The organism is Terasakiella sp. 4MB5A (assembly GCF_050058155.1).
GTDB lineage: Bacteria > Pseudomonadota > Alphaproteobacteria > Rhodospirillales > Terasakiellaceae > Terasakiella > Terasakiella halodenitrificans.
In genome coordinates, this window is the sequence record NZ_CP188815.1 from 99,411 (window position 1) to 124,002 (window position 24,592).

25 protein-coding genes and 2 riboswitches are annotated in these 24,592 nt (G+C 48.0%); of the genes, 11 read left to right on the forward strand and 14 right to left on the reverse strand.

Features of this window, described 5'->3' with window-relative positions:
* The first annotated feature begins 102 nt into the window (after positions 1 to 102).
* The 3 genes from dapD (at position 103) to ACI0FF_RS00490 (ending at position 2,796) form a co-directional block, all read left to right on the forward strand.
* Entirely contained in the window at positions 103 to 948 is an 846-nt protein-coding gene (dapD, locus tag ACI0FF_RS00480) for a 2,3,4,5-tetrahydropyridine-2,6-dicarboxylate N-succinyltransferase (protein WP_419798209.1), read from the forward strand.
* 109 nt (positions 949 to 1,057) lie between these two features.
* Positions 1,058 to 2,209 carry a succinyl-diaminopimelate desuccinylase gene (gene dapE, locus ACI0FF_RS00485; protein ID WP_419798210.1) on the forward strand — a complete coding sequence of 384 codons (1,152 nt, stop codon included), beginning with the start codon at positions 1,058 to 1,060 and terminating at the stop codon, positions 2,207 to 2,209.
* Positions 2,206 to 2,796, forward strand: coding sequence for a hypothetical protein (locus ACI0FF_RS00490; protein WP_419798211.1), 591 nt, complete (start codon positions 2,206 to 2,208; stop codon positions 2,794 to 2,796). The genes dapE and ACI0FF_RS00490 overlap by 4 nt, the downstream gene beginning before the upstream one ends.
* A 23-nt stretch (positions 2,797 to 2,819) precedes the next feature.
* On the opposite strand, the gene ACI0FF_RS00495 is transcribed toward ACI0FF_RS00490, so the two are convergent.
* Both ACI0FF_RS00495 and ACI0FF_RS00500 read right to left on the reverse strand, forming a co-directional pair.
* Positions 2,820 to 3,260: a YcgN family cysteine cluster protein gene (locus tag ACI0FF_RS00495; RefSeq protein ID WP_188660714.1), complete on the reverse strand. Its 441-nt coding sequence runs from the start codon at positions 3,258 to 3,260 to the stop codon at positions 2,820 to 2,822.
* A gap of 85 nt (positions 3,261 to 3,345) precedes the next feature.
* Positions 3,346 to 4,578, reverse strand: a complete 1,233-nt coding sequence (locus tag ACI0FF_RS00500) for a polyhydroxyalkanoate depolymerase (protein WP_419798212.1) — start codon at positions 4,576 to 4,578, stop codon at positions 3,346 to 3,348.
* A gap of 427 nt (positions 4,579 to 5,005) precedes the next feature.
* Here ACI0FF_RS00500 and rpmH point away from each other — a divergent pair, with 427 nt between their 5' ends.
* The 6 genes from rpmH to argB all read left to right on the forward strand — a co-directional run bounded on the left by rpmH (position 5,006) and on the right by argB (position 9,404).
* Positions 5,006 to 5,140, forward strand: coding sequence for a 50S ribosomal protein L34 (gene rpmH / locus ACI0FF_RS00505; RefSeq protein ID WP_188660720.1), 135 nt, complete (start codon positions 5,006 to 5,008; stop codon positions 5,138 to 5,140).
* Positions 5,141 to 5,178: 38 nt separating this feature from the next.
* Positions 5,179 to 5,610 carry a ribonuclease P protein component gene (rnpA, locus tag ACI0FF_RS00510; RefSeq protein ID WP_419798213.1) on the forward strand — a complete coding sequence of 144 codons (432 nt, stop codon included), beginning with the start codon at positions 5,179 to 5,181 and terminating at the stop codon, positions 5,608 to 5,610.
* Positions 5,607 to 5,870, forward strand: a complete 264-nt coding sequence (gene yidD / locus ACI0FF_RS00515; protein WP_417819378.1) for a membrane protein insertion efficiency factor YidD — start codon at positions 5,607 to 5,609, stop codon at positions 5,868 to 5,870. Before rnpA ends, yidD begins: the two co-directional genes overlap by 4 nt.
* A 91-nt stretch (positions 5,871 to 5,961) precedes the next feature.
* Positions 5,962 to 7,701, forward strand: a complete 1,740-nt coding sequence (gene yidC / locus ACI0FF_RS00520) for a membrane protein insertase YidC (RefSeq protein ID WP_419798214.1) — start codon at positions 5,962 to 5,964, stop codon at positions 7,699 to 7,701.
* Between the two features lie 84 nt (positions 7,702 to 7,785).
* On the forward strand, positions 7,786 to 8,439 hold the full coding sequence (yihA, locus tag ACI0FF_RS00525; RefSeq protein ID WP_419798215.1) for a ribosome biogenesis GTP-binding protein YihA/YsxC: 654 nt from the start codon (positions 7,786 to 7,788) through the stop codon (positions 8,437 to 8,439).
* Positions 8,440 to 8,468: 29 nt separating this feature from the next.
* Complete coding sequence (gene argB, locus ACI0FF_RS00530; RefSeq protein ID WP_419798216.1) at positions 8,469 to 9,404, forward strand: acetylglutamate kinase; 936 nt, start codon at positions 8,469 to 8,471, stop codon at positions 9,402 to 9,404.
* Between the two features lie 8 nt (positions 9,405 to 9,412).
* On the opposite strand, the gene ACI0FF_RS00535 is transcribed toward argB, so the two are convergent.
* The 8 genes from ACI0FF_RS00535 to ACI0FF_RS00570 form a co-directional block, all read right to left on the reverse strand.
* Positions 9,413 to 11,188 carry an aminopeptidase P family protein gene (locus ACI0FF_RS00535; RefSeq protein ID WP_419798217.1) on the reverse strand — a complete coding sequence of 592 codons (1,776 nt, stop codon included), beginning with the start codon at positions 11,186 to 11,188 and terminating at the stop codon, positions 9,413 to 9,415.
* Between the two features lie 19 nt (positions 11,189 to 11,207).
* Positions 11,208 to 13,628: a DUF4175 domain-containing protein gene (locus tag ACI0FF_RS00540; protein ID WP_419798218.1), complete on the reverse strand. Its 2,421-nt coding sequence runs from the start codon at positions 13,626 to 13,628 to the stop codon at positions 11,208 to 11,210.
* Between the two features lie 78 nt (positions 13,629 to 13,706).
* Positions 13,707 to 14,579 carry an aromatic amino acid exporter YddG gene (locus tag ACI0FF_RS00545; RefSeq protein ID WP_419798219.1) on the reverse strand — a complete coding sequence of 291 codons (873 nt, stop codon included), beginning with the start codon at positions 14,577 to 14,579 and terminating at the stop codon, positions 13,707 to 13,709.
* 68 nt (positions 14,580 to 14,647) lie between these two features.
* Positions 14,648 to 15,397, reverse strand: a complete 750-nt coding sequence (locus ACI0FF_RS00550) for an AraC family transcriptional regulator (RefSeq protein ID WP_419798220.1) — start codon at positions 15,395 to 15,397, stop codon at positions 14,648 to 14,650.
* Between the two features lie 45 nt (positions 15,398 to 15,442).
* Entirely contained in the window at positions 15,443 to 16,705 is a 1,263-nt protein-coding gene (gene lysA / locus ACI0FF_RS00555) for a diaminopimelate decarboxylase (protein ID WP_419798221.1), read from the reverse strand.
* A 13-nt stretch (positions 16,706 to 16,718) separates the two neighbouring features.
* Entirely contained in the window at positions 16,719 to 16,880 is a 162-nt protein-coding gene (locus ACI0FF_RS00560) for a hypothetical protein (RefSeq protein ID WP_419798222.1), read from the reverse strand.
* A gap of 12 nt (positions 16,881 to 16,892) precedes the next feature.
* A complete protein-coding gene (gene argH / locus ACI0FF_RS00565; RefSeq protein ID WP_419798223.1) occupies positions 16,893 to 18,287 on the reverse strand; it encodes an argininosuccinate lyase in 1,395 nt (464 codons plus the stop codon).
* A 132-nt stretch (positions 18,288 to 18,419) separates the two neighbouring features.
* A complete protein-coding gene (locus ACI0FF_RS00570; protein WP_419798224.1) occupies positions 18,420 to 19,196 on the reverse strand; it encodes a hypothetical protein in 777 nt (258 codons plus the stop codon).
* Between the two features lie 312 nt (positions 19,197 to 19,508).
* Between ACI0FF_RS00570 and arsC the strand changes: the two genes are divergently transcribed.
* Positions 19,509 to 19,850: an arsenate reductase (glutaredoxin) gene (gene arsC, locus ACI0FF_RS00575; RefSeq protein WP_419798225.1), complete on the forward strand. Its 342-nt coding sequence runs from the start codon at positions 19,509 to 19,511 to the stop codon at positions 19,848 to 19,850.
* A gap of 61 nt (positions 19,851 to 19,911) precedes the next feature.
* Here arsC and elbB read toward each other — a convergent pair whose 3' ends face one another.
* The 3 genes from elbB to gcvT all read right to left on the reverse strand — a co-directional run bounded on the left by elbB (position 19,912) and on the right by gcvT (position 22,186).
* A complete protein-coding gene (gene elbB, locus ACI0FF_RS00580; protein WP_419798226.1) occupies positions 19,912 to 20,559 on the reverse strand; it encodes an isoprenoid biosynthesis glyoxalase ElbB in 648 nt (215 codons plus the stop codon).
* A 144-nt stretch (positions 20,560 to 20,703) separates the two neighbouring features.
* Entirely contained in the window at positions 20,704 to 21,078 is a 375-nt protein-coding gene (gene gcvH / locus ACI0FF_RS00585; RefSeq protein WP_419798227.1) for a glycine cleavage system protein GcvH, read from the reverse strand.
* A 4-nt stretch (positions 21,079 to 21,082) separates the two neighbouring features.
* Complete coding sequence (gene gcvT / locus ACI0FF_RS00590) at positions 21,083 to 22,186, reverse strand: glycine cleavage system aminomethyltransferase GcvT (protein ID WP_419798228.1); 1,104 nt, start codon at positions 22,184 to 22,186, stop codon at positions 21,083 to 21,085.
* Between the two features lie 66 nt (positions 22,187 to 22,252).
* Positions 22,253 to 22,358, reverse strand: a riboswitch (glycine riboswitch).
* Between the two features lie 3 nt (positions 22,359 to 22,361).
* Positions 22,362 to 22,463, reverse strand: a riboswitch (glycine riboswitch).
* Between the two features lie 198 nt (positions 22,464 to 22,661).
* On the opposite strand from gcvT, the gene ACI0FF_RS00595 reads away from it, so the two are divergent.
* Positions 22,662 to 23,057, forward strand: coding sequence for a hypothetical protein (locus ACI0FF_RS00595; protein WP_419798229.1), 396 nt, complete (start codon positions 22,662 to 22,664; stop codon positions 23,055 to 23,057).
* Here ACI0FF_RS00595 and ACI0FF_RS00600 read toward each other — a convergent pair.
* Entirely contained in the window at positions 23,054 to 24,478 is a 1,425-nt protein-coding gene (locus tag ACI0FF_RS00600; RefSeq protein ID WP_419798230.1) for a cryptochrome/photolyase family protein, read from the reverse strand. The genes ACI0FF_RS00595 and ACI0FF_RS00600 overlap by 4 nt on opposite strands.
* Positions 24,479 to 24,592: the final 114 nt, after the last annotated feature.

The following is a 24,592-nucleotide window of genomic DNA, read 5'->3' on the forward strand; positions in this document are numbered from 1 at the left end:
ACAACCCCTGCACTTAAATAGTTTCTAAAACTTGACAGGAACGCTCAATTTTTCCATTGTCTCGCCAAATCTCTCTCAAGTTCTCATAAAAAGGCAAAACAGATGGTGAAAGCACAATTGGAATCCGTAATTGAAAACGCGTTTGAAAACCGTGACAGCATCAATTACGACACAAAAGGCGAAATTCGCGACGCTGTTGAGACAACACTCAACATGTTGGACTGCGGCGAATTACGCGTTGCTGAAAAACAAGGTTCCGATTGGATCGTCAACCAGTGGGCCAAAAAGGCTGTTTTGCTGTCTTTCCGCTTGAATGACATGGAAACAATCGCAGGTGCCCCCGGTGTCAACGCCAACTGGTGGGACAAAGTACCCAGCAAGTTTGAAGGTTGGGGTGAAGCAGAATTTCGCAAAGCGGCCTTTCGCGCTGTTCCGGGCTGTGTGGTTCGCCGTTCTGCCTACGTCGCACCGAATGCCGTTTTAATGCCGTCCTTCCTGAACCTCGGCGCATATGTGGATGAAGGCGCCATGATCGATACATGGGCAACGGTTGGTTCATGTGCACAAATTGGTAAGAACGTTCACATTTCCGGCGGTGCAGGCATCGGCGGCGTGTTGGAGCCCCTGCAAGCTGGTCCGGTTATCATCGAAGACAATTGCTTCATCGGTGCGCGTTCCGAAGTTGCTGAAGGCGTCATCGTCGAAGAAGGTTCCGTTATTTCTATGGGTGTGTTCCTTGGTCAATCAACAAAGATCGTTGATCGTGAAACAGGTGATGTCACCTATGGTCGCGTTCCGGCTTATTCCGTGGTGGTACCGGGCACTTTGCCGGGCAAAGCGCTGCCTAATGGTCAACCGGGTCCAAACCTCGCCTGTGCCGTTATTGTGAAACGTGTGGACAAAAAAACACGTTCGAAAACATCTGTAAACGAACTGCTGCGCGACTAAGCACACGCATCCTGTTCAAAAAGACAGTTTTTATCGGCTCCACCTTGTTTTAAGTGTGGGGCCGATATACGTTTATAAAACATCTATTTTTCAAGAATTGAGCCTTCCCATGATCGAGACCGTTTCCTTTGCCCAAGACCTGATCCGCTGCCCCAGCGTTACCCCCAAGGACGAAGGCGTCTTCGATCTGTTACAAACCACACTAGAAGGCATGGGTTTCACCTGCCATCGCCTGCCTTTTCAAGAAGAAGGGACAGAACGAGTAGAGAATCTTTATGCCCGTTTCGGCACACAAGCCCCCAATTTCTGTTTTGCCGGGCATCTCGATGTGGTGCCAGTAGGTGATAAAAACGGTTGGACTTTCGATCCGTTCGGTGCAGAAATCCACGAGGGCCGCCTTTATGGACGCGGGGCCGCCGACATGAAAGGCGCGGTTGCCGCCTTTGTTGAAGCTGCCCAAAATTTCATTCAGGCACAAGGTGATCATTTTAAAGGATCCATTTCATTCCTGATTACCGGGGATGAAGAAGGACCCGCCATTAACGGGACGAAAAAAGTCCTGGAATGGATGGAAGAACAAGGCGAAGTCATGGATCATTGCCTTGTCGGTGAACCCACCAACCCGCAATGCATGGGCGAAATGATGAAAGTGGGCCGTCGTGGATCCATCAATTCCATTCTGACGGTTCATGGCACACAAGGCCATGTTGCCTACCCGCACCGCGCCGACAACCCCTTGCCCCGTCTGGTCAAAATGCTGGAGGCGTTGATCGCTGACCCACTGGATAACGGCAACGAATTTTTTGACCCATCCAGCCTGTCACTGACGACCATTGATTGCGGCAACGAAGTTGAAAACGTTATCCCCGGCGAAGTAACCGCCAAATTCAATATCCGCTACAACAATATCCATACCGGTGCGTCACTGGAAAAATGGATTCGCGAAACGCTGGACAAAGTCGATACCAACTACAGCTTAAAGACTCGCATTTCCGGGGAAAGTTTTATGAGTGATCAAGACATCCTCACCGATTTGATCGAAAAAGCGACCCAAAAAGTCACCGGGGTTCAACCCGAACGATCCACCAGTGGCGGCACGTCCGATGCGCGTTTTATCACCCATTCCTGCACCGTGGCTGAATTTGGTCTGGTCGGCCAAACCATGCATAAAGTTGACGAAAATGTTCTGGTGGAAGATTTACAAAGCCTGACCAAAATCTACCAGACCATTCTCACCGATTATTTTAACGAGGTTTCATGATCGATCTGCGCACCCTTTTTTATGGATTGGCCGGGGCCGGACGCTTAGTCCGTCTGGATATCAGCGGCGCGCATATGATGGTTGGCGGAGTACGGGGGTTTTGGTCCTCGCTTTACTGGGGGGCTGCCCTTGTCGCACCGCTTTATTTATTGCTGATTGCCATCCGGTTTGATCCGCAAAGATTTGACGGTGTGCGCTATCTTGTTGCCCATACAGAAATGTATATTCTGGCGTGGCTGGCTTTTCCCATATTGATGGAACGCATTTGTACCTTTATTGATCGGCCGGGAAATTACCTGCCCTTTATCATCGCCTATAACTGGCTAAGTTGCCTGTACAACATGATGTATCTGTTAATCGGCCTTGCCCAAGCCAGCGGCATGATCGGCTGGGAAGCGGCCTCTTCCCTATCTGTTGGATTTCTTTTTGCGAGTTTGATCTGGATCGGGCATTTGGCAAGAAAAATCCTGTACATCCCGCTAAGCGCCGCAGTCGGGATCGTCGTACTGGAACTTTTTCTCGGTATCATCATCAGCATGATGACATCTTTAATCATTATTTCCGGTGGTTTACAAAACGCAGGATAAGACCGCCCCCCTCCAACACAGATTTATTCCGGCCAGTGGACAATATAGTCTTCCAGATCCCCATCGACTTTATCTTCGGAGATAAATTTACCAACCACGGACTTACCGGCCTTAACCGCACTTTGCGGATCACCCGTGTTTAATGGATGCCAGTCCGGTAAATCTTTGCCATCACGCAACAAACGGTACGCGCAGGTGGACGGGAGCCAGTGCAGATTATCCAGATTTTGTGGCAAAAGCTCCACACAGTCAGGGACCAGAAAGGTGCGCATTTGATACTGGCTGCATCGGCAAGTATCAATATCCATCAATCGACATGCCACATTGGTATAGCAAACTTCGCCTGTGTCCTCGTCTTCCAGCTTGTGCAAACAACATTTACCACAGCTATCACACAGGGATTCCCACTCATCCAAAGACATTTCAGAGAGTTTTTTTGTTTTCCAGAAGGGTTGTTCGCTCATTTATCGTCTCAAATTTATAAGAAAAAGGGCGTTCGCATAAATGCGACGCCCCCGTCCTTTATCATAGTCTATATATGAAGAAAATTTACTTCTTCAATTCTTTATCATGCTGACGGATAAATTCCGCCACCATCGGTTTAATCTCGGTACGCCAGCGACGTCCGTTGAAAATACCGTAATGACCCACATTAGGGTGCAACGTGTGTTTCTTCATCTCACCCGGAATATTGGTACAGATGGTCTGTGCGGCCTCCGTCTGGCCATTTCCGGTGATATCGTCCTTTTCCCCTTCAAGGGTGAAAAGAGCAGTTTTCTTAATGGCAGACGGATGAACCTTACGGTCACGCCAGTTCATGTCATCTAACGGCAAGGCATGATCCATAAACACCGTTTTCAGTGTCTGCAAATAAAATTCGGCAGGCAAATCCATAACAGACAGATATTCGTCATAAAACGAATGATGCTGATCCGCCGAATCGCCATCGCCTTCAATCAAATGATTGTACAGGTCCAAATGAGCCCCGACATGACGATCCAAATTCATGGACATAAAGCCGGTCAATTGCATAAAGCCCGGATACACATTGCGCATAAAGCCCGGATAGTTGACCGGAACCTGTGCAATAACGCTTTTTTCAAACCATTCGATATCTTTTTCTTCCGCCAGTTTATTAACTTCTGTCGGATTAACACGCGTATCAATCGGCCCGCCCATTAATGTCATGGAAGACGGCACACAATAATCATCATCTTCGGACATCAGGGAAACCGCAGCCAAAACCGGAACAGACGGCTGACAGACGGCAATCACATGGGTGTTCGGCCCCAGATGATGCAGGAAATACATAATATATTCGATGAAATCATCCAGATTGAAATTGCCATGTGACGTACAGACATCACGTGCGTTGATCCAATCGGTGATATAAACATCATGATCAGGCAGCAAAGCTTCGACTGTACCGCGCAACAAAGTCGCATAATGACCCGACATCGGGGCCACAAGCAGCACACGGGGATCATTTCGTTTTGCGTCGCGTTTAAAATGAAGTAATTCGCAAAACGGTTTATGGAGAACAACTTCTTCCTCAACCGTGACTTCTTCGCCATCGATTATGGTTTTGTGTAAGCCAAACTCCGGTTTGATATAACGTCGTGTTACACGCTCAAACAAATGGCAGCTTGCGGCAATCGCGCGCCCCATCGGCGTATAAGACACAGGCATAAAAGGAGAACGAAAGACTTCTTCCATCTTTTCTGCTGCATGGCGAAACGGCGACCAGACAGAATGTTGGAATTCATAGAACTGATATAGCATTCGACCTCAACACCCCTCAATACGGGACTACTCAATAAACAAAGTTGGAACAGGTTAGTCTATTTTTTTTAGATATTCCAACTTATCTGAATAGAGAAGATATTATTAAAATATTTCAACCGTCAACCAGTTTACGCACAAAAAATACAAAACAGATAAAACTATTGCTTTATATCTCCGGGCGCAACCCGATTTCAGATTAAAATTGTGACATTTTCATTGCAGCGCATCATTTATTGCTGCATTGCAACATAGCATTATTTTATATAAAAAATCCACTCTTTTATTAATATTCCAAGCATCCCAATAACGCCCGATTACATTTTTCTTACCATTCAACGCAATGAGTCCGTTGACTAATGGTACACATGGCCTTATACAGCGGGCTCGTTCACTTTCTTTTTAAACTGATTTTCGGAGTTGAACCGTGAAACGCACGTATCAGCCCAGCAAGCTTGTTCGCAAACGCCGTCATGGATTCCGTAGCCGTATGGCTACTGTTGCCGGCCGTCGCATTCTTGCCGCTCGCCGCGCCAAAGGCCGCAAGCGTCTGTCTGCATAAGACTTATGTTAGACATGTCCTGTTAAGGTTGGTTGGGTATGACCCTTATTCCACGTCTCAAAAAACGACGTGAATTTCTTTCAGTCGCTGCGACTCGAAAGAAATGGGTAACGCCCGGCCTGATCTTACAAATCCGCAAACGCAATCAGCCTTTGTCTTCTATAAGCAAACGCTATGCGGAACGCGGGATTCCGGATGGGCAACCGGATATTCGGATCGGATTTACGGTCAGCAAAAAAGTCGGAAACGCCCCACAGCGCAATCGCGCAAGAAGGCGTCTTCGAGCTATTGCTGACCTTGTCTTGTTTAAAAAGGCCCGCTCCGGCTACGATCTTGTCCTGATCGGTCGCAAGGAAACCGTGACACGGCCCTTTGCCGATCTGGAAAAAGATCTTAAGACCGCACTTTGGCGGACAGGTGTTCATATCGACACCCCCACCACTGAGCAAAAGGCGAAAGGGAAGCAATGACCTTTTTGGCTTACATCGTAAAAATTCCGGTCTGGATCTATAAATATGGCATTTCGCCCATATTACCCGGCACCTGCCGCTATAGCCCCACCTGTTCGGATTATACCTTGCAAGCCATTCAACGTTTTGGTCCTTTTAAAGGGATGAAACTGGGGTTACTGCGGATTTTACGCTGTCATCCGTGGGGAGGGTCAGGTTATGACCCGATTCCACACAAGTCCGAATCGCGTTCATGCGGGTGCGATTCGCACCATTCATAAGAGTTTAAAATCGACTTTTTCGTGTAACACTTCTCTTGTACAAAAGGTCGGTTTCAATTAGCAGGGGTCCCTTGGTGGGTAAAGCCATAAGATGAATGACCAGAAAAATATGATTTTAGCGATTGCGTTGTCAGTCGCGATCCTTTTCGGCTTCCAGTTCTTGTTCCCGACAGCAGAACAACCGGTTCAACAAGAGGCACAATCCACCGAGCAAACAGCAAACGCCCCATCCGTTGGTGGCGCACAATCCTCGGACAATTCATTTGCCCCGCAAATTCCGGGGGGTGCAGTTGAAGCAGCGAAAAAAGCGGCAAACACACGCAGCGAAAAACTGGATGCCTCCGCCCGTATCAAAATTGATGCCTCGCACCTTCAGGGGTCCATCTCTGTTCAAGGGGGTCGTATTGACGACTTAACCCTGACCGAATACCGCGAAGAACTGGCTGAAGACAGCCCCTATATTACGCTGTTAAATCCCAAAGGACTTGATGCCGCTTACTATGCCGAATTTGGCTGGTCAGCCCCCAATGTCAAAGTTCCCACAACAGATACTGTCTGGGCCACCAACAGCCAAATTCTGAAGGCTGGCGGCAGTGTCACCCTGACATGGGACAATGAAGAGGGCCTTCTCTTCATCCGCAAAATTTCATTGGATAACGATTATCTGTTCTCCATCGAAGATTCTGTTGCCAATACAGGCCCTGCCAATGTTGATCTTTATCCTTATGGTTTGATTTCGCGCTCCGGCACACCGCAAACCAGTGGTTTTTATATTTTGCATGAAGGTCTGCTTGGCGTATTTGACGGTGTTCTCGAAGAAGTTGATTATTCTGACCTGCAAGAAAGCGGCAGCAAAAAAATCGACCCTGTCAAAGGCGGTTGGATCGGCATTACGGATAAATACTGGCTCGCTGCCCTGATCCCTGATCAAACAGCAAACATCAATAACCGTTTCAGCCATTATCGCACCGATAATATTGATAAGTACCAAGCTGATTATCTCGGCCCGAAACTGAGTGCGCAACCCGGTCAAACCGTCACGTTCAAAAGCAACCTGTTTGCCGGTGCCAAAGAACTCAACCTTCTGACTCAATATGAAGAACGTCTGGGTGTGCCTGAATTTGATCTTGCCATTGATTTTGGCTGGTTCTTCTTCATTACCAAGCCGTTCTTCCTGGCTATTTCCTGGCTTTATAGCCACTTGGGCAATTTCGGTCTGGCTATTTTGGCCCTCACCGTCGGCATTAAAGCGGCATTCTATCCGTTGGCCAGCACGTCTTATCGCTCTATGGCGAAAATGAAGACACTGTCGCCCAAGATCAAAGAACTGCAAAAGAAATTCGGCGACGATAAACAGCGCCTTAACCAAGAGATGATGGCGCTTTACAAGCGTGAAAAAGCCAATCCGGCATCCGGTTGTTTGCCCATCTTGATCCAAATCCCGGTTTTCTTCTCGCTTTATAAAGTGTTGTTTGTCTCCATTGAAATGCGCCATGCACCTTTTTATGGCTGGATTCAGGATTTGTCCGCACCGGACCCGACTTCTATCTTCAACCTGTTTGGCCTGATCCCGTGGGATCCGCCGCAATTGTTGATGATTGGTATTTGGCCGCTGTTGATGGGGATTTCCATGTTCCTGCAACAAAAACTGAACCCGCAACCGGCAGATCCGATGCAGGCCAAGATGATGATGTTCCTACCGGTCATCTTCACCTTCATGCTGGCAAGTTTCCCCGCTGGTCTGGTCATCTACTGGGTCTGGAACAACGTTCTGTCCATCACCCAGCAATGGCTGATTACCAAAAGCATGGAAAAACAGAAAAAAGCATAACGAACCGACCCCTGCCCAGTGCAGGGGTCCAGTTTTTTGACCTCCCGGTGATGCTTCTGCGCACCAGACAGATGGATGGAAATTATGGAAAATCCAGAAGAATTCACACCGGAAGAAATCGAATTCGGGCGCTGGCTTTTTGCCCAGCATGCCGACTTTATGCTTGGGGTAGCGCAACTTGAACAACTTCCTTCCACAAACGCGGTTGAAGTTTGTTTTGCCGGTCGCTCCAACGTCGGTAAATCCAGCCTGATCAACGCATTATGTGGTCGTCGGGATCTGGCACGCACATCCAGCACACCGGGGCGCACACAACAGCTTAACTTCTTCAATATTAAAGATCGTTTAGTTTTTTGTGACCAACCGGGCTATGGCTATGCAAAAGCCCCAGTCGGTGAAGTAAAAAAATGGCAGGAAGTGGTTTTTTCGTATCTTCGCGGTCGCCCGCAACTGCGTCGTGCCTTTATTCTAATTGATGGTCGCCACGGGATCAAAAATACCGACCGCCCCGTCATGGATATGATGGACACGGCCGCCATGTCTTATCAAGTCATTGTCACAAAGGCCGATAAAGTCAAAAAATCCGAGCTTGAAAAACATTTAAGCGATATTACGAAAGAATTAGCTAAACATCCGGCGGCACATCCTGATATTCTGGTGACGAGTTCCGAAAAAGGAACCGGGATTCCAGAAGTTCGTGCTACGATCGGAAGGCTGGTTTCTCAGTTCGAAGTTTAAGTGTTTATGATCCAAGGTTACAATCCATTATGACCACACTCGACACATCCAATCTGACAGAACAAGATTATCTGACACGCGCCGTTACCTTATCCGAAGCCTTGCCCTATATGCAACGCTATGCCGGAGAAACCGTTGTGGTCAAATACGGCGGGCATGCAATGGGCGACCCGGAACTGGCCAAACTGTTTGCAAAAGATATTGTTCTTTTAAAACAAGTTGGCATTAATCCGGTTGTTGTTCATGGTGGTGGCCCGCAAATCGGCAAGATGCTCAGCCGGCTGGCTGTTGAAAGTGAATTTGTCGACGGCTTGCGCGTAACAGATCAAGCCACTGTAGATGTGGTTGAAATGGTTCTGTCCGGTTCCATCAACAAGGAAATCGTTGGCAATATCAACGCAGCAGGCGGCTTTGCCGTTGGATTATCGGGCAAAGACGGGCATTTGATCGAAGCACGCAAACTGCACCGCACAAAAAAGGATCCGGACAGCAATATTGAACGCGTTCTTGATCTCGGTTTCGTCGGCGAGCCTGCCGTGATTACCCCGCATATTCTGGATAGCTTTCTCGAATCAGATATCATTCCTGTGATTGCACCGATTGGGGCCGGCCCCAATGGGGAAACCTACAACATCAATGCCGATACGGCTGCCGGTGCCATTGCCGCCGCAATTGATGCCAAACGATTATTGATGCTGACCGATATTGCCGGTGTTCTGGACAAAAACGGTAAGCTGATTCAGGAAATGAATGCAACTGAGGCCCGAGCCATGATCGAAGATGGCACCATCAGTGGCGGCATGATTCCGAAAATCGAAACTTGTCTGGAAGCCGTTGAAAGCACATTGGAAAATCCCGGTGTGAATGCGGCTGTTATTCTGGATGGTCGGGTTCCCCACGCCGTTCTGCTGGAAATCTTCACAGAACACGGCGCGGGCACCATGATTCGCAAGGTAAAAAGTTAAGCCGCACGTTAAAGCGGCTTCGTCGCCTGCGCCAGCCATGCCGCATCTTGCGGATCCAACAAGGGTGTGAGTTCGTCTCGCACCCTTTTGTGATAACTGTTCAACCAGTGAATTTCGCCTTCCGATAAAAGTGAAACTTCAATCGCGTTTACATCAAACGGACACAGGGTCAGGTTTTCAAATTCCAGCATCTCACGTTCGCTTTGCATCTCGCAACGGCGCACGCAAATCAGGTTTTCCAAGCGAATCCCAAAGGCACCCGTTTTGTAATAGCCCGGTTCGTTTGAAATCACCATACCGATATCCAGCGCGGTTTTACTCGGCATTTTAGAAATTCGTTGCGGGCCTTCGTGGACATTCAAAAAACTGCCGACCCCATGCCCGGTACCATGATCATAATCCAAACCGACCTGCCAAAGCGCATGACGGGCCAATACATCCAACTGTGATCCATTCGTCCCTTTGGGGAATCGTGTAGATCCCAGCGCGATATGGCCTTTTAACACACGGGTGAAACGGTCTTTCATTTCTGCACTGGCCACACCGCGCACGATCGTACGGGTAATATCGGTGGTGCCATCGCGGTACTGTCCCCCGCTATCCACCAAATAAAGCCCGTTTTCAGACAGGGGAATCGAACTTTCTTCCGAAACACGATAATGCACAATTGCCCCGTTTTCCCCCGCCCCGGAAATGGTCGGGAAACTGTAATCAAAAAACAGGTCGTCTTCTGCGCGCAATCCGTCCAGTTTTTGCGAAACGCTCAGTTCATTAACGTCATCCCCCGCAGGTTTTTGTGATAACCAATGAAGGAAACGAACCATCACAGCCCCATCACGACGATGCGCTGCACGCATGCCTTTGACTTCTACATCATTTTTACAGGCTTTGGGCAAGACACATAAATCATCGCCCAACACCACATTCGCTTTTGCATTTTTCAGGCGTTCACAAATCCACAAAGGCGTGCTGGCCCCGTCAAGGCGCACGGTCTTTGCGCTCAATTCATCCAGTTTCTGTGCCAGGGCTTTGGGGTCCAGAATTCGAATATCACCCCCCAGATGTGTACACACACCCTCATCAATTTTTCGAGGGTCCATAAACAAATCTGCCGTTGCATCACGATATAGAATCGCAAAACCCAACGCCACCGGCGTACAGGGGATATCCCCGCCGCGAATATTAAAAAGCCATGCAATCGAATCGGGTAGGCTTAAAACCATTGCGTCCTGACTTTCCTGATCCAACTGTGTGGCAAGCTGCGCCCTTTTATCCACATGGCTACGCCCGGCAAATTCAATCCCATGAGGTGTTATGGGATGGAGCGGTGGTTCCGGTCGATCCGCCCAGATCGCATCAATAAAATTATGCGGGGCCGGGGCCAGTGTTGCCCCAACCTTTTCGCAAGCCTGTTTCAAACGATGTAGACTCGGTCCGGTATGCAGCCACGGGTCATAAGACAGAACCATCCCCTTGCTTAAATGATTCTCAAGCCAATTTGAGGCCGGGTTATCCGTCATATGACAGCGTTCAAAACAGGCCCCGTCGACTTCTTTTTCTGCCTGAAGGGTATAACGCCCATCCACAAAAACTGCCGCATGGTCCCTCAAGACAAGGGCCAATCCCGCCGATCCGGTAAACCCGGTCAGCCACGCCAATCGTTCTGAACAGGGAGCGACATATTCACCCTGATGTTCATCACTACGCGGAACAATAAAGCCATCCACCGAGAAAATATCCATTTCACGGCGCAAAGCGGCAAGGCGGGAAACACGGTCTTTCATAAAGATTTCCTATAGAGTCCTAAAAACGATCCAACAACCGATCAATATATTCCAATTCTTCGCGTTCGCGACCCTTTTGTCCGGCGCGACGGTATAATTCCTGTAAAATTTCACGCGAACGATGAATGGCCCGTTCACTTGGCAGGGTTTGCCCGTTCGGGGTGACCATACGCCCGCCGCGCCCACGTCCCAAAGGGTCCCTTCCCGGCATTTGTGGCCCCATCGGCATCATCCCCATTTGACGAGCCATTATTTGCGCGGCTTCTTTCAGCCCTGAACTTAATTTATCCACCGCACGCATCTGGGCCTGCAAGGCATCTTCATCCAAGCCGCGTTGTAAAGACTGTGCAGCACGTTCCATATTTTGCATGGCATCTTGCAGATCTTGTGACGGTTTCATCGACATCTGTTTCATAGCCTGAATTTGTTGCTGTAAGCGTTGCTGCAATTTTTCCTGATCTTCACTTTCTGCAATCGCTTGGCGCGTCGCATCTAAACTCGGCCCCTCTTGATTGCGCAAACGACTAAACGTACGGTCCATCAGTTTTTGCTGATCCGCCTTCAATTGACGCAAATGGTCCATTGTTTCCTTGGCCTGTTGCATCTGATCCGGGTCTGGTTTTGGCTGTTGGGCCAAACGCGATAAAATAGACTGAAACTGTTCCATCAAGGCACGTGCCCCGGCCAAGTCCCCCTGACGCATCAATTCACGCGCTTTATTCAACATCTCCTGCATTTGATCGCGTCCAATCATTTCGGTATCCATTGGCGATGCAGCTTCTTTAAATTCCTGCATCTGGGCATTGGATTCGATCATTCTTTGCAAGTATTGATCCAAGCTTTGGTTCATTTGTTCAAACAACGCCTCCAACGCGGCCTTATCAGAACCTTGCGCCATCATATCCTGCATTTGCTGGCTCAGGTCTTCCAACAAGTTGCGTTGTGTTCCCGCAGCCCCTTCATCAAGACGCAAAGCCACCTCCCATAAGATGGCGCGAATGCGACTCATTTCTTCATCCTGCGTATAATGGCGCAAACGTTGTGAAGCCACTTTCAAAGCCAGATAAACAGTTACATCCCCACCAAACATCTGGGGAGCTGCTAAAATTTGCTTTAATTCAAACTGTCCGAAAATCCGGTCTTCAGCACTCGGCCTATTAAGATCACGGCGAATCGCGATTAAACGGATTGCAACGGGATGGCGGAAATGACGTTGCGGCAAAACGATTTCAAGCGCATCACCCAAGGCTGTTTGACCAAAATTATCAACCGCTTTGGGCGTTATAATCACCTTTTGCCCCGCCCAGGGGTGATCGGCCAAATTTTGACTGAACATTCCAGTTGCCTTCTTGCCGGTCACCATCCGCGTTAATTCAAGCGGATCAGACGATGCACCCTCTGCCTTGCGGATAGACAAAACGACCTCGTTTAATCCAAAATCATCTTCTGCAGCAAAGGAGACACGCAATTGCCCCCGCCTCAATCGGTCTTCCTGCATTTTAACCGACATTTTGGGCGTTAGGTCAGGCAACAAATCAACAGATTGCTGAAATAAAACATCATTATCACTTTTTATGATCAATTGGTTTCCTTGATCAAAAGCGGTTTCATAACTGTAAGTCCCTTGAGACAAGTCTTGAAAAGAATCCTCAAATATTCCGGTCGAGAACGACAAATCTGCCCCGGTTTGATAGCCCGCCAAGCGGATCATAATCTCACTATGTTGTACAAAACGCAGAAAATCGACTTTGTCTTGCGTTTCTATGTCGGTAGCATTCAGACTGATATAACGGCTACCCAACCCGGTATGAGGCGGCGGCGTAATCCATATATCAAGGGTCCAGTCTCCGGCAACATGTTGATCTTGTGTTATATGAAACGCACGCCCCAATCGATCCTGCCAGTCAAAACGTGCTTCAATGCCACCAAGAATCAGTAGTAAAATTAATAAAGCACGCAAAGAATAAGGATCTTTTTTATATAACTGTGAACGGGGCCAAGGGCGTTTAACGCGCAAAATCGACTGTATCATACGGTTTTGATGGGTCAGCCAAATCACTTCAACCTGCCCTGAAAGCTTCTTGCGTGCCGGTTGGTCCAACAAGGCCAGTAACGGGTGATGATCTAATCCATTATCCGTTTCCAGACGAATAAGGGCGGCGCGTTGGCTCGGCCAGGATACCGCGTGAAAGACGCGATATAGAAAGAACAGAAGCAATAATCCCGCGACCGCCAACACCATACCATGCATAAACGATGGCAACATTTGAAAGACATCAAATAAAACAGCCAACAAGAACAGGCCGGAAACGATCAATGCTCCCCAAAGACGAGGCCATACCTGTTCCCAAAACAACACACAGCGCGTCCACATCACCATGCGTATCAAGCGCCGGATCAGGGCGGGATCATAATCCTCTGTGTTGTGTCGTTTGTCCATGTTCTGCCTTTTGGCGATTGCGACAGAGTCTAGACTAAACTGTGAATGCTATGGACGCCATACAAGTCTTTGTGAAATTTATACCCGGACCTTTTTAAACATATCCAATGACCCCAAGACAGCACCTGATGTAATCAACAAACAAGCCACCACCAAGTAAATTGTGACCTCTGCCTGTCCGGCCATTGTCAGAAACAACGTACTAAACAGCGGTGCCCCATAGGAACAAACCCCAAGGAAATGAATATTGCCGTGTTTGGTGCCATAATCCCACGCATAAAAAGACGCACCAACCGGCCCGGCCCCCAAGGCAACAATCGCCAGCCATTGCGAAAACGTCGGATCCACCCAGTTTTCAAACATCATATGCGAAAGTGCCCCCAACACCGCCGTCAATAAACAAAACCCGGCTACAGTTTCTGTCGGGACATGGCCTTGTGTACGATTCAAAACCGAATAAAGCGACCAAATCAGCGCGCACGCACAAGCCGCCATATATCCCCATGCAAATTGGGAAGAAAAAGAAAACTCACCTTTGCTGGCAACCAATAATGTCGCCCCGCCCAATCCCATAAAAGCCCCGACAATATGAAACCACCGTAACCGTTCACCCGGCAAAAAGGCGGAGAACACCACGATTAACAAGGGCCATAAATATGCAATCAGGCTGGCATCGGCGACCGGGGCATTGGATAAAGCGGTAAAATAGAAGAAATGATAGCCAAATAAACCACCGACACCCAAAACCCACACCCGAAGCGGTTGTTTTAATTTCGCCCAGCCCGACTTGCCACGATGGGCAATGAAGGCAAAGCCGATCAACGCCCCGACAAAAAACGTCAGAGCCAACATCTGAAACGGCTTGATCCCAGTTGTCGCAGACGTAAACAGCGCCAGCAATGACCACATCGCAATGGCACTGATCCCGGATAAGTTGGCCTTGGCATTCATATGAAAAAGTCTCCTGAGTGATATTTTCCACAGAATGACATGGGCTGGGAGGAAATTCTCAACCCGGCCTATGATTTTTTGGTTTGAAACTCTTGTTTACGCCATTTTGCAGGCGAAAGCCCAAACGCCTTGCTAAAAGCACGACCAAAACTGCTTTGATCACTAAACCCGACTTGATCGGCGACATCGACAAGGCTGTGACCATGTGTGATCAAACGTTTTGCCATATCCAATCGGCATTTTGTCAGATATTGCTGCGGCGTCATCCCTGTTACTTGACGAAACAGTTCATAAAATCGCGCCGGAGATAGAGAAACCAAGGCGGCAAGTTCGCGATTATCAATAACCCGGCTTAGATTGGCTTGCATATAGGCGACCGCACGCTGAATGCGCGCTGGCAGGTCCGGCAATTCCCCAGCCAAATCACAGACCAGTGTTTGCATGAACAGATTCTGCCACATCTGTAGATCCTGAGACGACGCCCCCCAATTTTTGCGATAAAGGGCGTAATCACTTAAGCTCGTCAGGGCTTGGGACATCGCCAAAAAAGGTTGATCAATAGCTTGAGACCATACAGTTTCCCAATCACGGCCCGTTTCTTCATCAATATCGAGCACCAGAAACCGATTATCCCCATTGGATCGAAAGGCATGGGTTTCCCCCATTGCAATCGCCCCGACGATTTGCGTCTGCACCCATCCTTGGCGACCGCGCACATCCAGTTCCAACGCCCCAACCAAGGGAACGATAACTTGATGGAACGCCGCATGGCAATGTGTCGCCTGCGCGCTTTCATATTTGCGAATAGAGCTGGTCATAACCCAAACATTAACAAACAATCAGGGCGCAGGGATATGGAAAAATTAATCCTGCCAAGAGGCAATTTCTTCAAGTTCCATCTGTTCTTCAATATCAAGACGACGGCGAATAATGGCGTAATCTTCACCTTTAACCATAAGCTCAGGTATTAATGCGCGTGAATTATAAGTATTTGACATGGTCGCACCATAAGCCCCCGCCGTTCTAAAGGCAATCAAATCCCCGCTTTTCAGCTTGTTCAGCATACGGTCCTTGGCAAAGGTATCGCCGGTTTCACAAATCGGACCGACCACATCATAAAGCTGCTTGCCCTCTTCTGCATCGGCTTCAACAACCGGAACAATCGCATGATAGGCATCATACAAAGAAGGGCGCATCAGATCGTTCATGGCGGCGTCTATAATGGCAAAAGTCTTGCTGAGACCTTCTTTCACATAGATAACTTCGCTGACCAAAATTCCGGCATTCCCAACAATCATGCGGCCAGGTTCAAATTCGAACTCCACATCCAGATCACCCAGTTCTTCGACAACCAGTTTGCCATATTCCACAGGAAGCGGTGTGTCCCCTTCATCATAAGGGATACCCAGACCACCGCCCAAATCAACACGGCTGACATCCAGACCCAACCCGCGCAATTCACCGACCATTTCTTTCATCCGGCGAAAGGCTGCGCGAAACGGTTCAAGGTCAGTAAGTTGAGAACCGATATGACAGGCCAGCCCCTTGGGATCCACACCTGCCATGTTGCTGGCGCGTTGATACACTTCGACCGCACGTTTCCAGTCGATACCAAACTTATTACCGGACTTCCCGGTTGAAATTTTAGCATGCGTTTTGGCATCCACATCCGGGTTAACGCGTAACACGATCGGCATACGTGCGCCCATTTCCTGTGCGACTTCATTGAGAACGGCCAATTCTTCTTCAGATTCCACATTGATCTGGCGAATGCCCGTTTCAACGGCGGCCCTTAGATCACTTCGGCTTTTCCCAACACCGGAATAGACAATTTTATCTGCCGGGACGCCTGCTTTGAGCGCACGCTTCATTTCCCCAACAGAAACAACGTCCGCACCAGCCCCCAGATCAGACAAGACCTTGATCACGGAAATGTTGGAATTGGCCTTGACGGCAAAGCAGATGGTTGCATCAATGTCTTTAACCGCATCGGCGAAAACCTGATAGTGGCGTTCCAAAGTTGCCTGAGAATACACATAAAAAGGCGTACCGACTTCCTGTGCTAATTTGCTTAGGGCGACGTTTTCGGCATAAAGTTCGCCGTTTTTATACTGAAAATGATCCATTTTATTTCCAATGTTATTTTGTACTGCCGGGAACCGGCTGTTGTGCCGGATATTGACGGGGGTATTTCGGATCCACATCATCGGGGGCCTCCGGCTTACCCACACGCCCACATGCATTGAGCGAAACGGCAAATGCCGCCAGTAACAAGACCATAAGAATCCGACGCCGCATCATTGCACTTACTCCTTACAGGAAACGCTGACGCGCTTCTTTAATCTGTTCGCGTACGTTACTCGGTGCCGTCCCCCCATAAGAGGTCCGCGAAGCAACGGAGGCTTCAAGCGTGAGAACGTTGAAGACATCATCCGTAATTGCCGCATCAACCGTTTGCATTTCTGCCAACGACAGATCGGAAAGATCACATCCTTTATCTTCCGCCAACTTAACAATCGCACCCGTGACATGGTGGGCATTACGGAACGGCATGCCCAATTCACGCACCAGCCAGTCGGCCAAATCGGTCGCCGTGGTAAAGCCCCAGCCTGCGCTTTCACGCATTTTTTCTTTATTTACCGTCATTTCCGCAATCATTCCCGTCATAACCGCAACGCTGAGTTCAATGGTATCGGCGGCATCAAAGACGGGTTCTTTATCTTCCTGCATATCCTTGGAATAAGCCAGCGGCAATCCCTTCATAGACATCATCAGGCTGTTCATATCACCCACCACACGACCGATTTTAGAACGGATAAGCTCCGCTGCATCTGGGTTCTTCTTCTGTGGCATGATGCTGGACCCTGTAGAAAAGCTGTCCGACATACGCACAAAACCGAATTGTGCAGACGACCAGATCACCAATTCTTCAGACAGGCGCGACAAATGCAGCGCGCAAATGGATGCCGCACTCAGATATTCCAGCGCGAAATCACGATCCGAAACCCCATCCAGTGAATTGCGCATCGGGCCATTAAAGCCCAGCAAACTTGCTGTATGATGGCGATCAATCGGATAAGGCGTGCCTGCCAATGCCGCAGAACCAAGGGGTGATTCGTTCAAACGCGCACGCGCATCTTTCAGGCGTGAACGGTCCCGACCAACCATTTCCACATAAGCCAGCATATGATGACCAAAAGAAACCGGCTGGGCCGCCTGTAAATGTGTAAAGCCAGGCAAGATCGTGTCCACTTGTTCTTCCGCACGTTCGATTAACGCCTGTTGCAAAATTTTTAGACCATCATCCAGACGATCAATGGCATCGCGTACCCACAAGCGAAAATCTGTAGCCACTTGATCATTACGTGAACGTGCCGTATGCAGACGACCAGCCGCATCGCCGATCAGTTCACGCAAACGGTTTTCCACGTTCATGTGAATGTCTTCCAAAGCTGCGGAAAATTTAAATTCACCAGCTTCAATTTCAGCCAGAACCTTATTTAACCCATCGGTAATGGCTTGACCGTCTTCGGCCGTGAGAATGCCCTGTTTGACCAACATGGCACAATGGGCTTTGGAGCCAGCGATATCCTGTGCATAAAAACGTTTGTCAAAATCAATTGAAGCATTGATTTTTTCCATAATTGCACTGGGCCCACCTGAAAAACGGCCACCCCACATTGTGTTCGTATCGGAAGATTTACTCATATCGGTCCATCACTTGAATAAGAGGCAAGGCTTCAGTGTTTGCCCCATTCTGACATATCCGTCAATCATCGAGGCATGAAAAAACCACCGAAACGTCCAATTTTCGGTGGTTTTTTTTCATTTCTTTATAGATCAATCGAACAATGCGTCGATATCGGCCTGAGAAATACCACCACCATGTTCGGCAGGACCATGCAATTCCTCGCCTTCTGGGGCGCGGCCGGCTTCCATTGCTTTAACTTCATCGGGATGATCAACCGTGTCGAAGTTTTCTTCACCCCAGATTTCCATCATACGCTCAACACGTTCTTCGATGAATTTCAGGGTATTCACCACCTTGGTTGTCCGTTGTCCACACAAATCCTGAAAGTTACAGGCTTCAAACATGCCAATGGTGTTTTCGAGGATCTCATCGGTCAATTGCGTCACAAACTGGTCCGGGGAATGCTGGCGCAACTGCTGCGCCAAATCATCAATTTTTTCTGCGGCAGTCAAAATGGTTTCCGTTGCCCGTTCGGTTGCCCCAACGATTTCATCCAGTTCGTTTGTCACAACTGAAAACTTATCTTCCTCATTCATGCCCAACGCTTTGATCTCGCGTTTGGTATCGTGAATGCTACGTGACAGGGCCCGAACTTCAGTACGCAGAAGATTTACTTCATCCAGTTTGTCTTCTAGATCATGTTGAGCTTCTTTCAGCTCTTCCTTTTTCTCAGCATGGCTAAGTTCTCTCGCCTGCGCTTTCTGCATCATTAATTCGGACTGTAATGCCTTAATCGCCGTCATTAAGTCCTGATTAGAAATTCCTGATGTGTCTACAGCCCCCGCAGAAACATTCGAATTATCCATAACTCTTTCTTTTAATTTGCGTTCCGCACTAAAGAGACGCTTCGTAGCTCCCGACGTCATATTAGCTTTCTCCTGTCTACCCCTTTGCGGGGCATGTCTTTCCCTCAATCATATCTTGAACGATACTATAGCGGAATTTCCCCATATTTGAAAAGCTATTAGAATAATACGGATTTGTCGCTATCTTTTTTTTGAGTTAAAAAATAAATTCACACAATTTCATAAGTATATATACTTATAATAAGCAAGATGATGCCCCCCATCATTCTATATATTACTTACTTTTGAATATTTCCAATATTGCTCAAGGGATGATATGGTCAGATATATAATGTTTGATCCCCTATCATTCCAACCACGAGAAGGCAGCTTATGTCCGTTACCATCTTTCATAATCCGCGCTGTAGCAAATCCCGCCAAACCCTCCAACTCATTGAAGATAAAGGCATTGATCCAACAATCATCACCTATCTGGACAACCCACCCAGCATTGATGAGCTCAAAGCCATTCTATCAAAACTGGGAATTACGCCTCGCGAACTGCTTCGCAAAAAAGAAGCCTCCGAATGTGGCCTAAATGACGATTCGCTCAATGAAGATGCCCTTATTGCCGGAATGGTTGCCAATCCACGCACGATTGAACGCCCGATTGTTGTCAAAGGTGACAAGGCTATTCTTGGTCGTCCGCCGGAAAATGTACTGAATTTGCTCTAAGATTCTGACGCAAAATTTAAAAAGGCCATTCTCAATGTAAAAGAATGGCTTTTATCACCTTTTAAATCAGGCTGAGGACTTCTTTCACACAAGCCTCTGCACCATCAGCAATCTGGGCAATATTGGCATCCAGCATATAACAGGGTGTCGTGACTACTTTAGCCGCCTGATCAATAATGATTTCACCATGATCTGTGCATGTGTGCGTACAACCCAATGTTTCAATAGCACCCGCAACGCCTTCATCCTGACCGATGGTCACGTTCACATCCCCGAATACCTTGGCAAGAACGGCGGGGCTAATACATAAGGCACCGATCGGTTTCCCTGCGCTACGTGTTGTTTGCAAAGCCATTTCAACATCCGCATTCACCGTGCAATCCGGCCCGTCAATCGCAAATGTGGACAGGTTTTTCGCCGCACCGAAACCACCGGGCAAGATCAAGGCATCATAATCGGCAGCCTTATAATCAGACAGCGCTTTGATATCGCCGCGCGCAATCCGTGACGCTTCCACCATCACATTACGTTTTTCGTCCATTTCATCACCCGTCATGTGATTGATGACGTGATATTGGTCCATATCCGGGGCAAAACACTGATATGTAGACCCAGCCCGCTGAATGGCCAGCATGGTCAAAACAGCTTCGTGAATTTCTGCACCATCAAAAACACCACAGCCTGATAAAAGAACCGCAATTTTCGCCATATAGAATTCTCCCCTAACAGAATAAACGTGTTGGCAGAACTATAGACACAAAAACATATCCCTGTCATGCGACACACCTAATAAAAAAAGCTGGAAGTCCTGAACCAAGACTTCCAGCTTTTTTAGAAGATATTCGTGGACGTCTTAGTCAAGACCGTCACAAAAAGCTTTATAAGCAGCTTCGTCCATCAAATCATCCAGTTGCGACGCATCGCCAATGGTCATTTTAAAGAACCAGCCATCACCTTCCGGGGAACTGTTGACAAGGGCCGGATCATCTTCCAAGGCTTCATTGCCTTCAATAATTTCACCCGTGATCGGGGCGTAAACTTCGGAAGCAGCTTTTACAGATTCAACAACCGCACAGTCTTCCCCCTGTTCGACTTCATTGCCGGCTTCGGGTAATTCAACAAAAACGATATCACCAAGGGCGTTTTGGGCATAATCGGTAATCCCGACCGTTGCGTTCTCGCCTTCAATCAATACCCATTCATGGTCTTCGGTATATTTTACAGTCATTCTATTAGCCCTTATAGTAGCGTTGTGGAACAAAAGGTAGTTTGGCAATCTCCGCCGGCATCGCTTTGCCGCGTACAATTAAATTAACGGATGTGCCGATTTTTGAAAATTCATGTTGAACATAACCCATTGCAACTGGTCCCTGAAAAGTCGGACCGAAGCCGCCGGATGTGATTTCACCGATAATATTACCGTCTTGATCGGCAATCTCGGTATGGGCACGCGCAGGCGCACGACCCAATGGTTTAATTCCCACTCGTTTACGTGTAATGCCCTCATTCAAATGCAGCATGACAACATCATGACCGGGGAAACCGCCTTCTTCGCGGCGGCGTTTCCCCACCGCCCAATTCAGCGAGGCTTCAATCGGGGAAGTGGTTTCATCAATATCAGAGCCATAGAGACACAAACCGACTTCCAATCGCAGGGAATCACGTGCCCCCAAGCCAACAGCTTCGACCTCGTCTTCACCCAAAAGTTTTCGCGCTAGTTCTTCCGCTTTATCAGCCGGAACCGAAATTTCATAGCCATCTTCACCCGTATAACCGGAGCGCGACACCAAACAAGGGATACCCGCAATATCGTATTCCCCCATATTCATAAAAATCAGTTGATCAATACCGGGGGAAAAACGGCTTAAAACCTCTGCCGCCATTGGACCTTGCAGCGCCAGAAGCGCGCGATCGTTTAACAATTCCAGCTCATAATCCGGTAAAGATTGGGCGATATAATCAAAATCAGCCTCTTTACACGCTGCATTCACCACCAGATAAAGATAATCCTCCCCCCGGTTGGTAATCATCAAATCATCACGAATGCCGCCTTCCTCGTTCATCAACAAAGAATAGCGAATACCATTGTGCGGGAGGGCTTTAATATCACTCGGCGTCAGGCTTTCAATAGCAGCCTGAACATCACGACCTTTCAAAAGGGCTTGCCCCATATGGGACACATCAAATAAACCACATGCTTCACGCGTATGCGTATGTTCTTTCATGATACCCGATTTATATTGTACAGGCATATCATAACCGGCAAAGGGCACCATCTTACCACCCAACTCCAAGTGCAAGGCATGAAGTGGAGTCGTTTTTAAATCTTCACTCATGGAAAATTCCTTTTGATGAGTCCAGGCCAATAAAAAGCGATCCTTTACAGATCGTAACGGGCCCCCCTCTGTCATGGAACCTGAAAGATTCCCCCAACACACATGATTTGGGGTTTCATCGTCGGTGGGACTTCCTTTTTACGCGCGTAAAAAACAAATCCACTTTCCAGAGTCTCATCACCCAGCGGTCCTATATGCCTGAGAGTTTGCAGGGGCGCTTGCTCCTTCGGCGGATAATCTGTTCACACACAGACCATCGCTCTCCCGCTGGGGTCATATGATATGGACATATTTTACAGAGGGTCGTTTTTACGGTCAAAAGGATTTTACATAATATGAAAAATATCCTGCCGTCACGGCTACGCTAAGAAATGCGTAATGATACTTAATAGGAAAAATACTAAATATAATTTAAATTATTATGATTAAAAAATAAGAGGTGAAGTAAGTACTTATATTTGCAGGAGAATACCTTATGACATTTGAAGTTACGCATAAAACACTTTCAGATGGAACAGAATATATCCATTCCAAATATGCATCAAAGATTGATGCCCTTGATGTCATTCAACGCCTTGTTGATGATCTCGTTAAGGGAAGTCAACAAGCCATTACCCTTGTGCTTAGTGATTGGGAAGATGTCACAGGTGTCACTTTTGACCCAGAAGATGTCCTGACATTTTCGTCTTTAACATCGGTTGTAGAGTTTAATCACGAGAAAGTTTACATCGCTTTATATGCCCCTCAAGACAATGAAATAACGCAACATATCGAGACTTTTGTTCGGGAAAACCTGAATCAAAATATTATTGCCAAGCGATTTAAAAATAAACAGGATGCGCTAATCTGGCTTGAAGGCCATAAAGCTTAACGCCCCAGTTCCTTAAATGCAGAAAGGGCGCGTTCCCGTGTCGGTTTCAGATCAACAATCGGTCGGGGGTATTGGACTCCAAGGACAATTGAATGCTGCTTTAAAATATCCGTCGGGGCCATCCACGGCTTGTGAATATATTTGTCCGGTAATCCTGCCAATTCCGGCACATAACGACGGATATAGTCACCTTTTGGATCAAATTTTTCCGATTGAGTGACCGGATTAAATATCCGAAAATAGGGCGCGGCATCTGCCCCACAACCGGCCACCCATTGCCAACTTGCACTGTTATTGGCAAGATTGGCATCAAACAAGCAATCCCAAAACCAGGCTTCCCCATCTTGCCACGGGATCATCAGATTTTTAATCAAAAAAGAGGCAACAATCATACGTACCCGGTTATGCATATACCCGGTTTGCCATAGCTCGCGCATCCCCGCATCAATAATCGGATATCCTGTTCTTCCGCTTTGCCATGCCTTCACCTGTTGTGGATTTTCCAGCCAGGGAAAGTCATTGAATTTTTCCTGAAGCGGTTTTTCCGGTAGGTGTGGATTATAATAAAGCAGGGAATGAGAAAATTCCCGCCAGGCCAGTTCCGAACAGAAATGATCCAAATCACGATCCAAATGATGTGCCTGTCCATAGCTGCGTGCCGCAGCCCACACCTGATGCGGCGAAATTTGCCCAAAATGCAGATAAGGCGCCAACCTTGAGGTATTGTCCTGTGCTGGACAGTCCCGTCCCGTTTTGTAATGGGATAATCCATCACGCAAGAATGCATCCAATCGGTTATGGGCACCTTCCTCGCTGATATCCCAATGAGCAACCATGTCGCTATACCAATCAACCTTGCATGGTAACAACGACAGCTCATCCAGTTTAAACTCCCCTCGTTCTTGCACTAATGATAGTGTATCCGGCGCGGCTAACGGTGAGCGTGGCGGGGATGCATTCAGGCAACCTTTGCGAAAATAGGGCGTAAAGACCTTGTAAGGCGTGCCGTCTTTTTTCTGGATCTCCCACGGTTCCCATAACAGAGAATGGTTGAAACTGCGCACATCCAATCCCTGTTGCACAAAACGTTCCTTCAGGGCACCGTCCCTTGCCACACGCCATGGCTCATAACATCGCCCCCAATAAAGCCCTTTCACATTATATTCTGCGATCAGTTGCGCCAAAATCTCAGCCGCATTCCCCTGAAAAATCTGCAAGCACCCGTCTAGCTGGTCATTCAAATCCTGCAAAGCCGAATGAAGCCACACCCGCGAGGCCGCCCCCATCTTCCACTGGGCCGCCCCCTCATCATCCAAAATATATATTGGCAAAACCGTCCCGCGTTGCGCTGCATAATGCAAAGCCGGATGATCTGCCAAACGTAAATCCTGTCGAAACCAGACGATATTCACTTCATTCATACTCTCAACTCACAGAGCTTGCCCTTACTCATCTGAAAATCAAAATTTCATACACCTAAATCAATCATAAATTACATGTCATAAAACTGTAACCTAATTGTCATGCTACTTTCG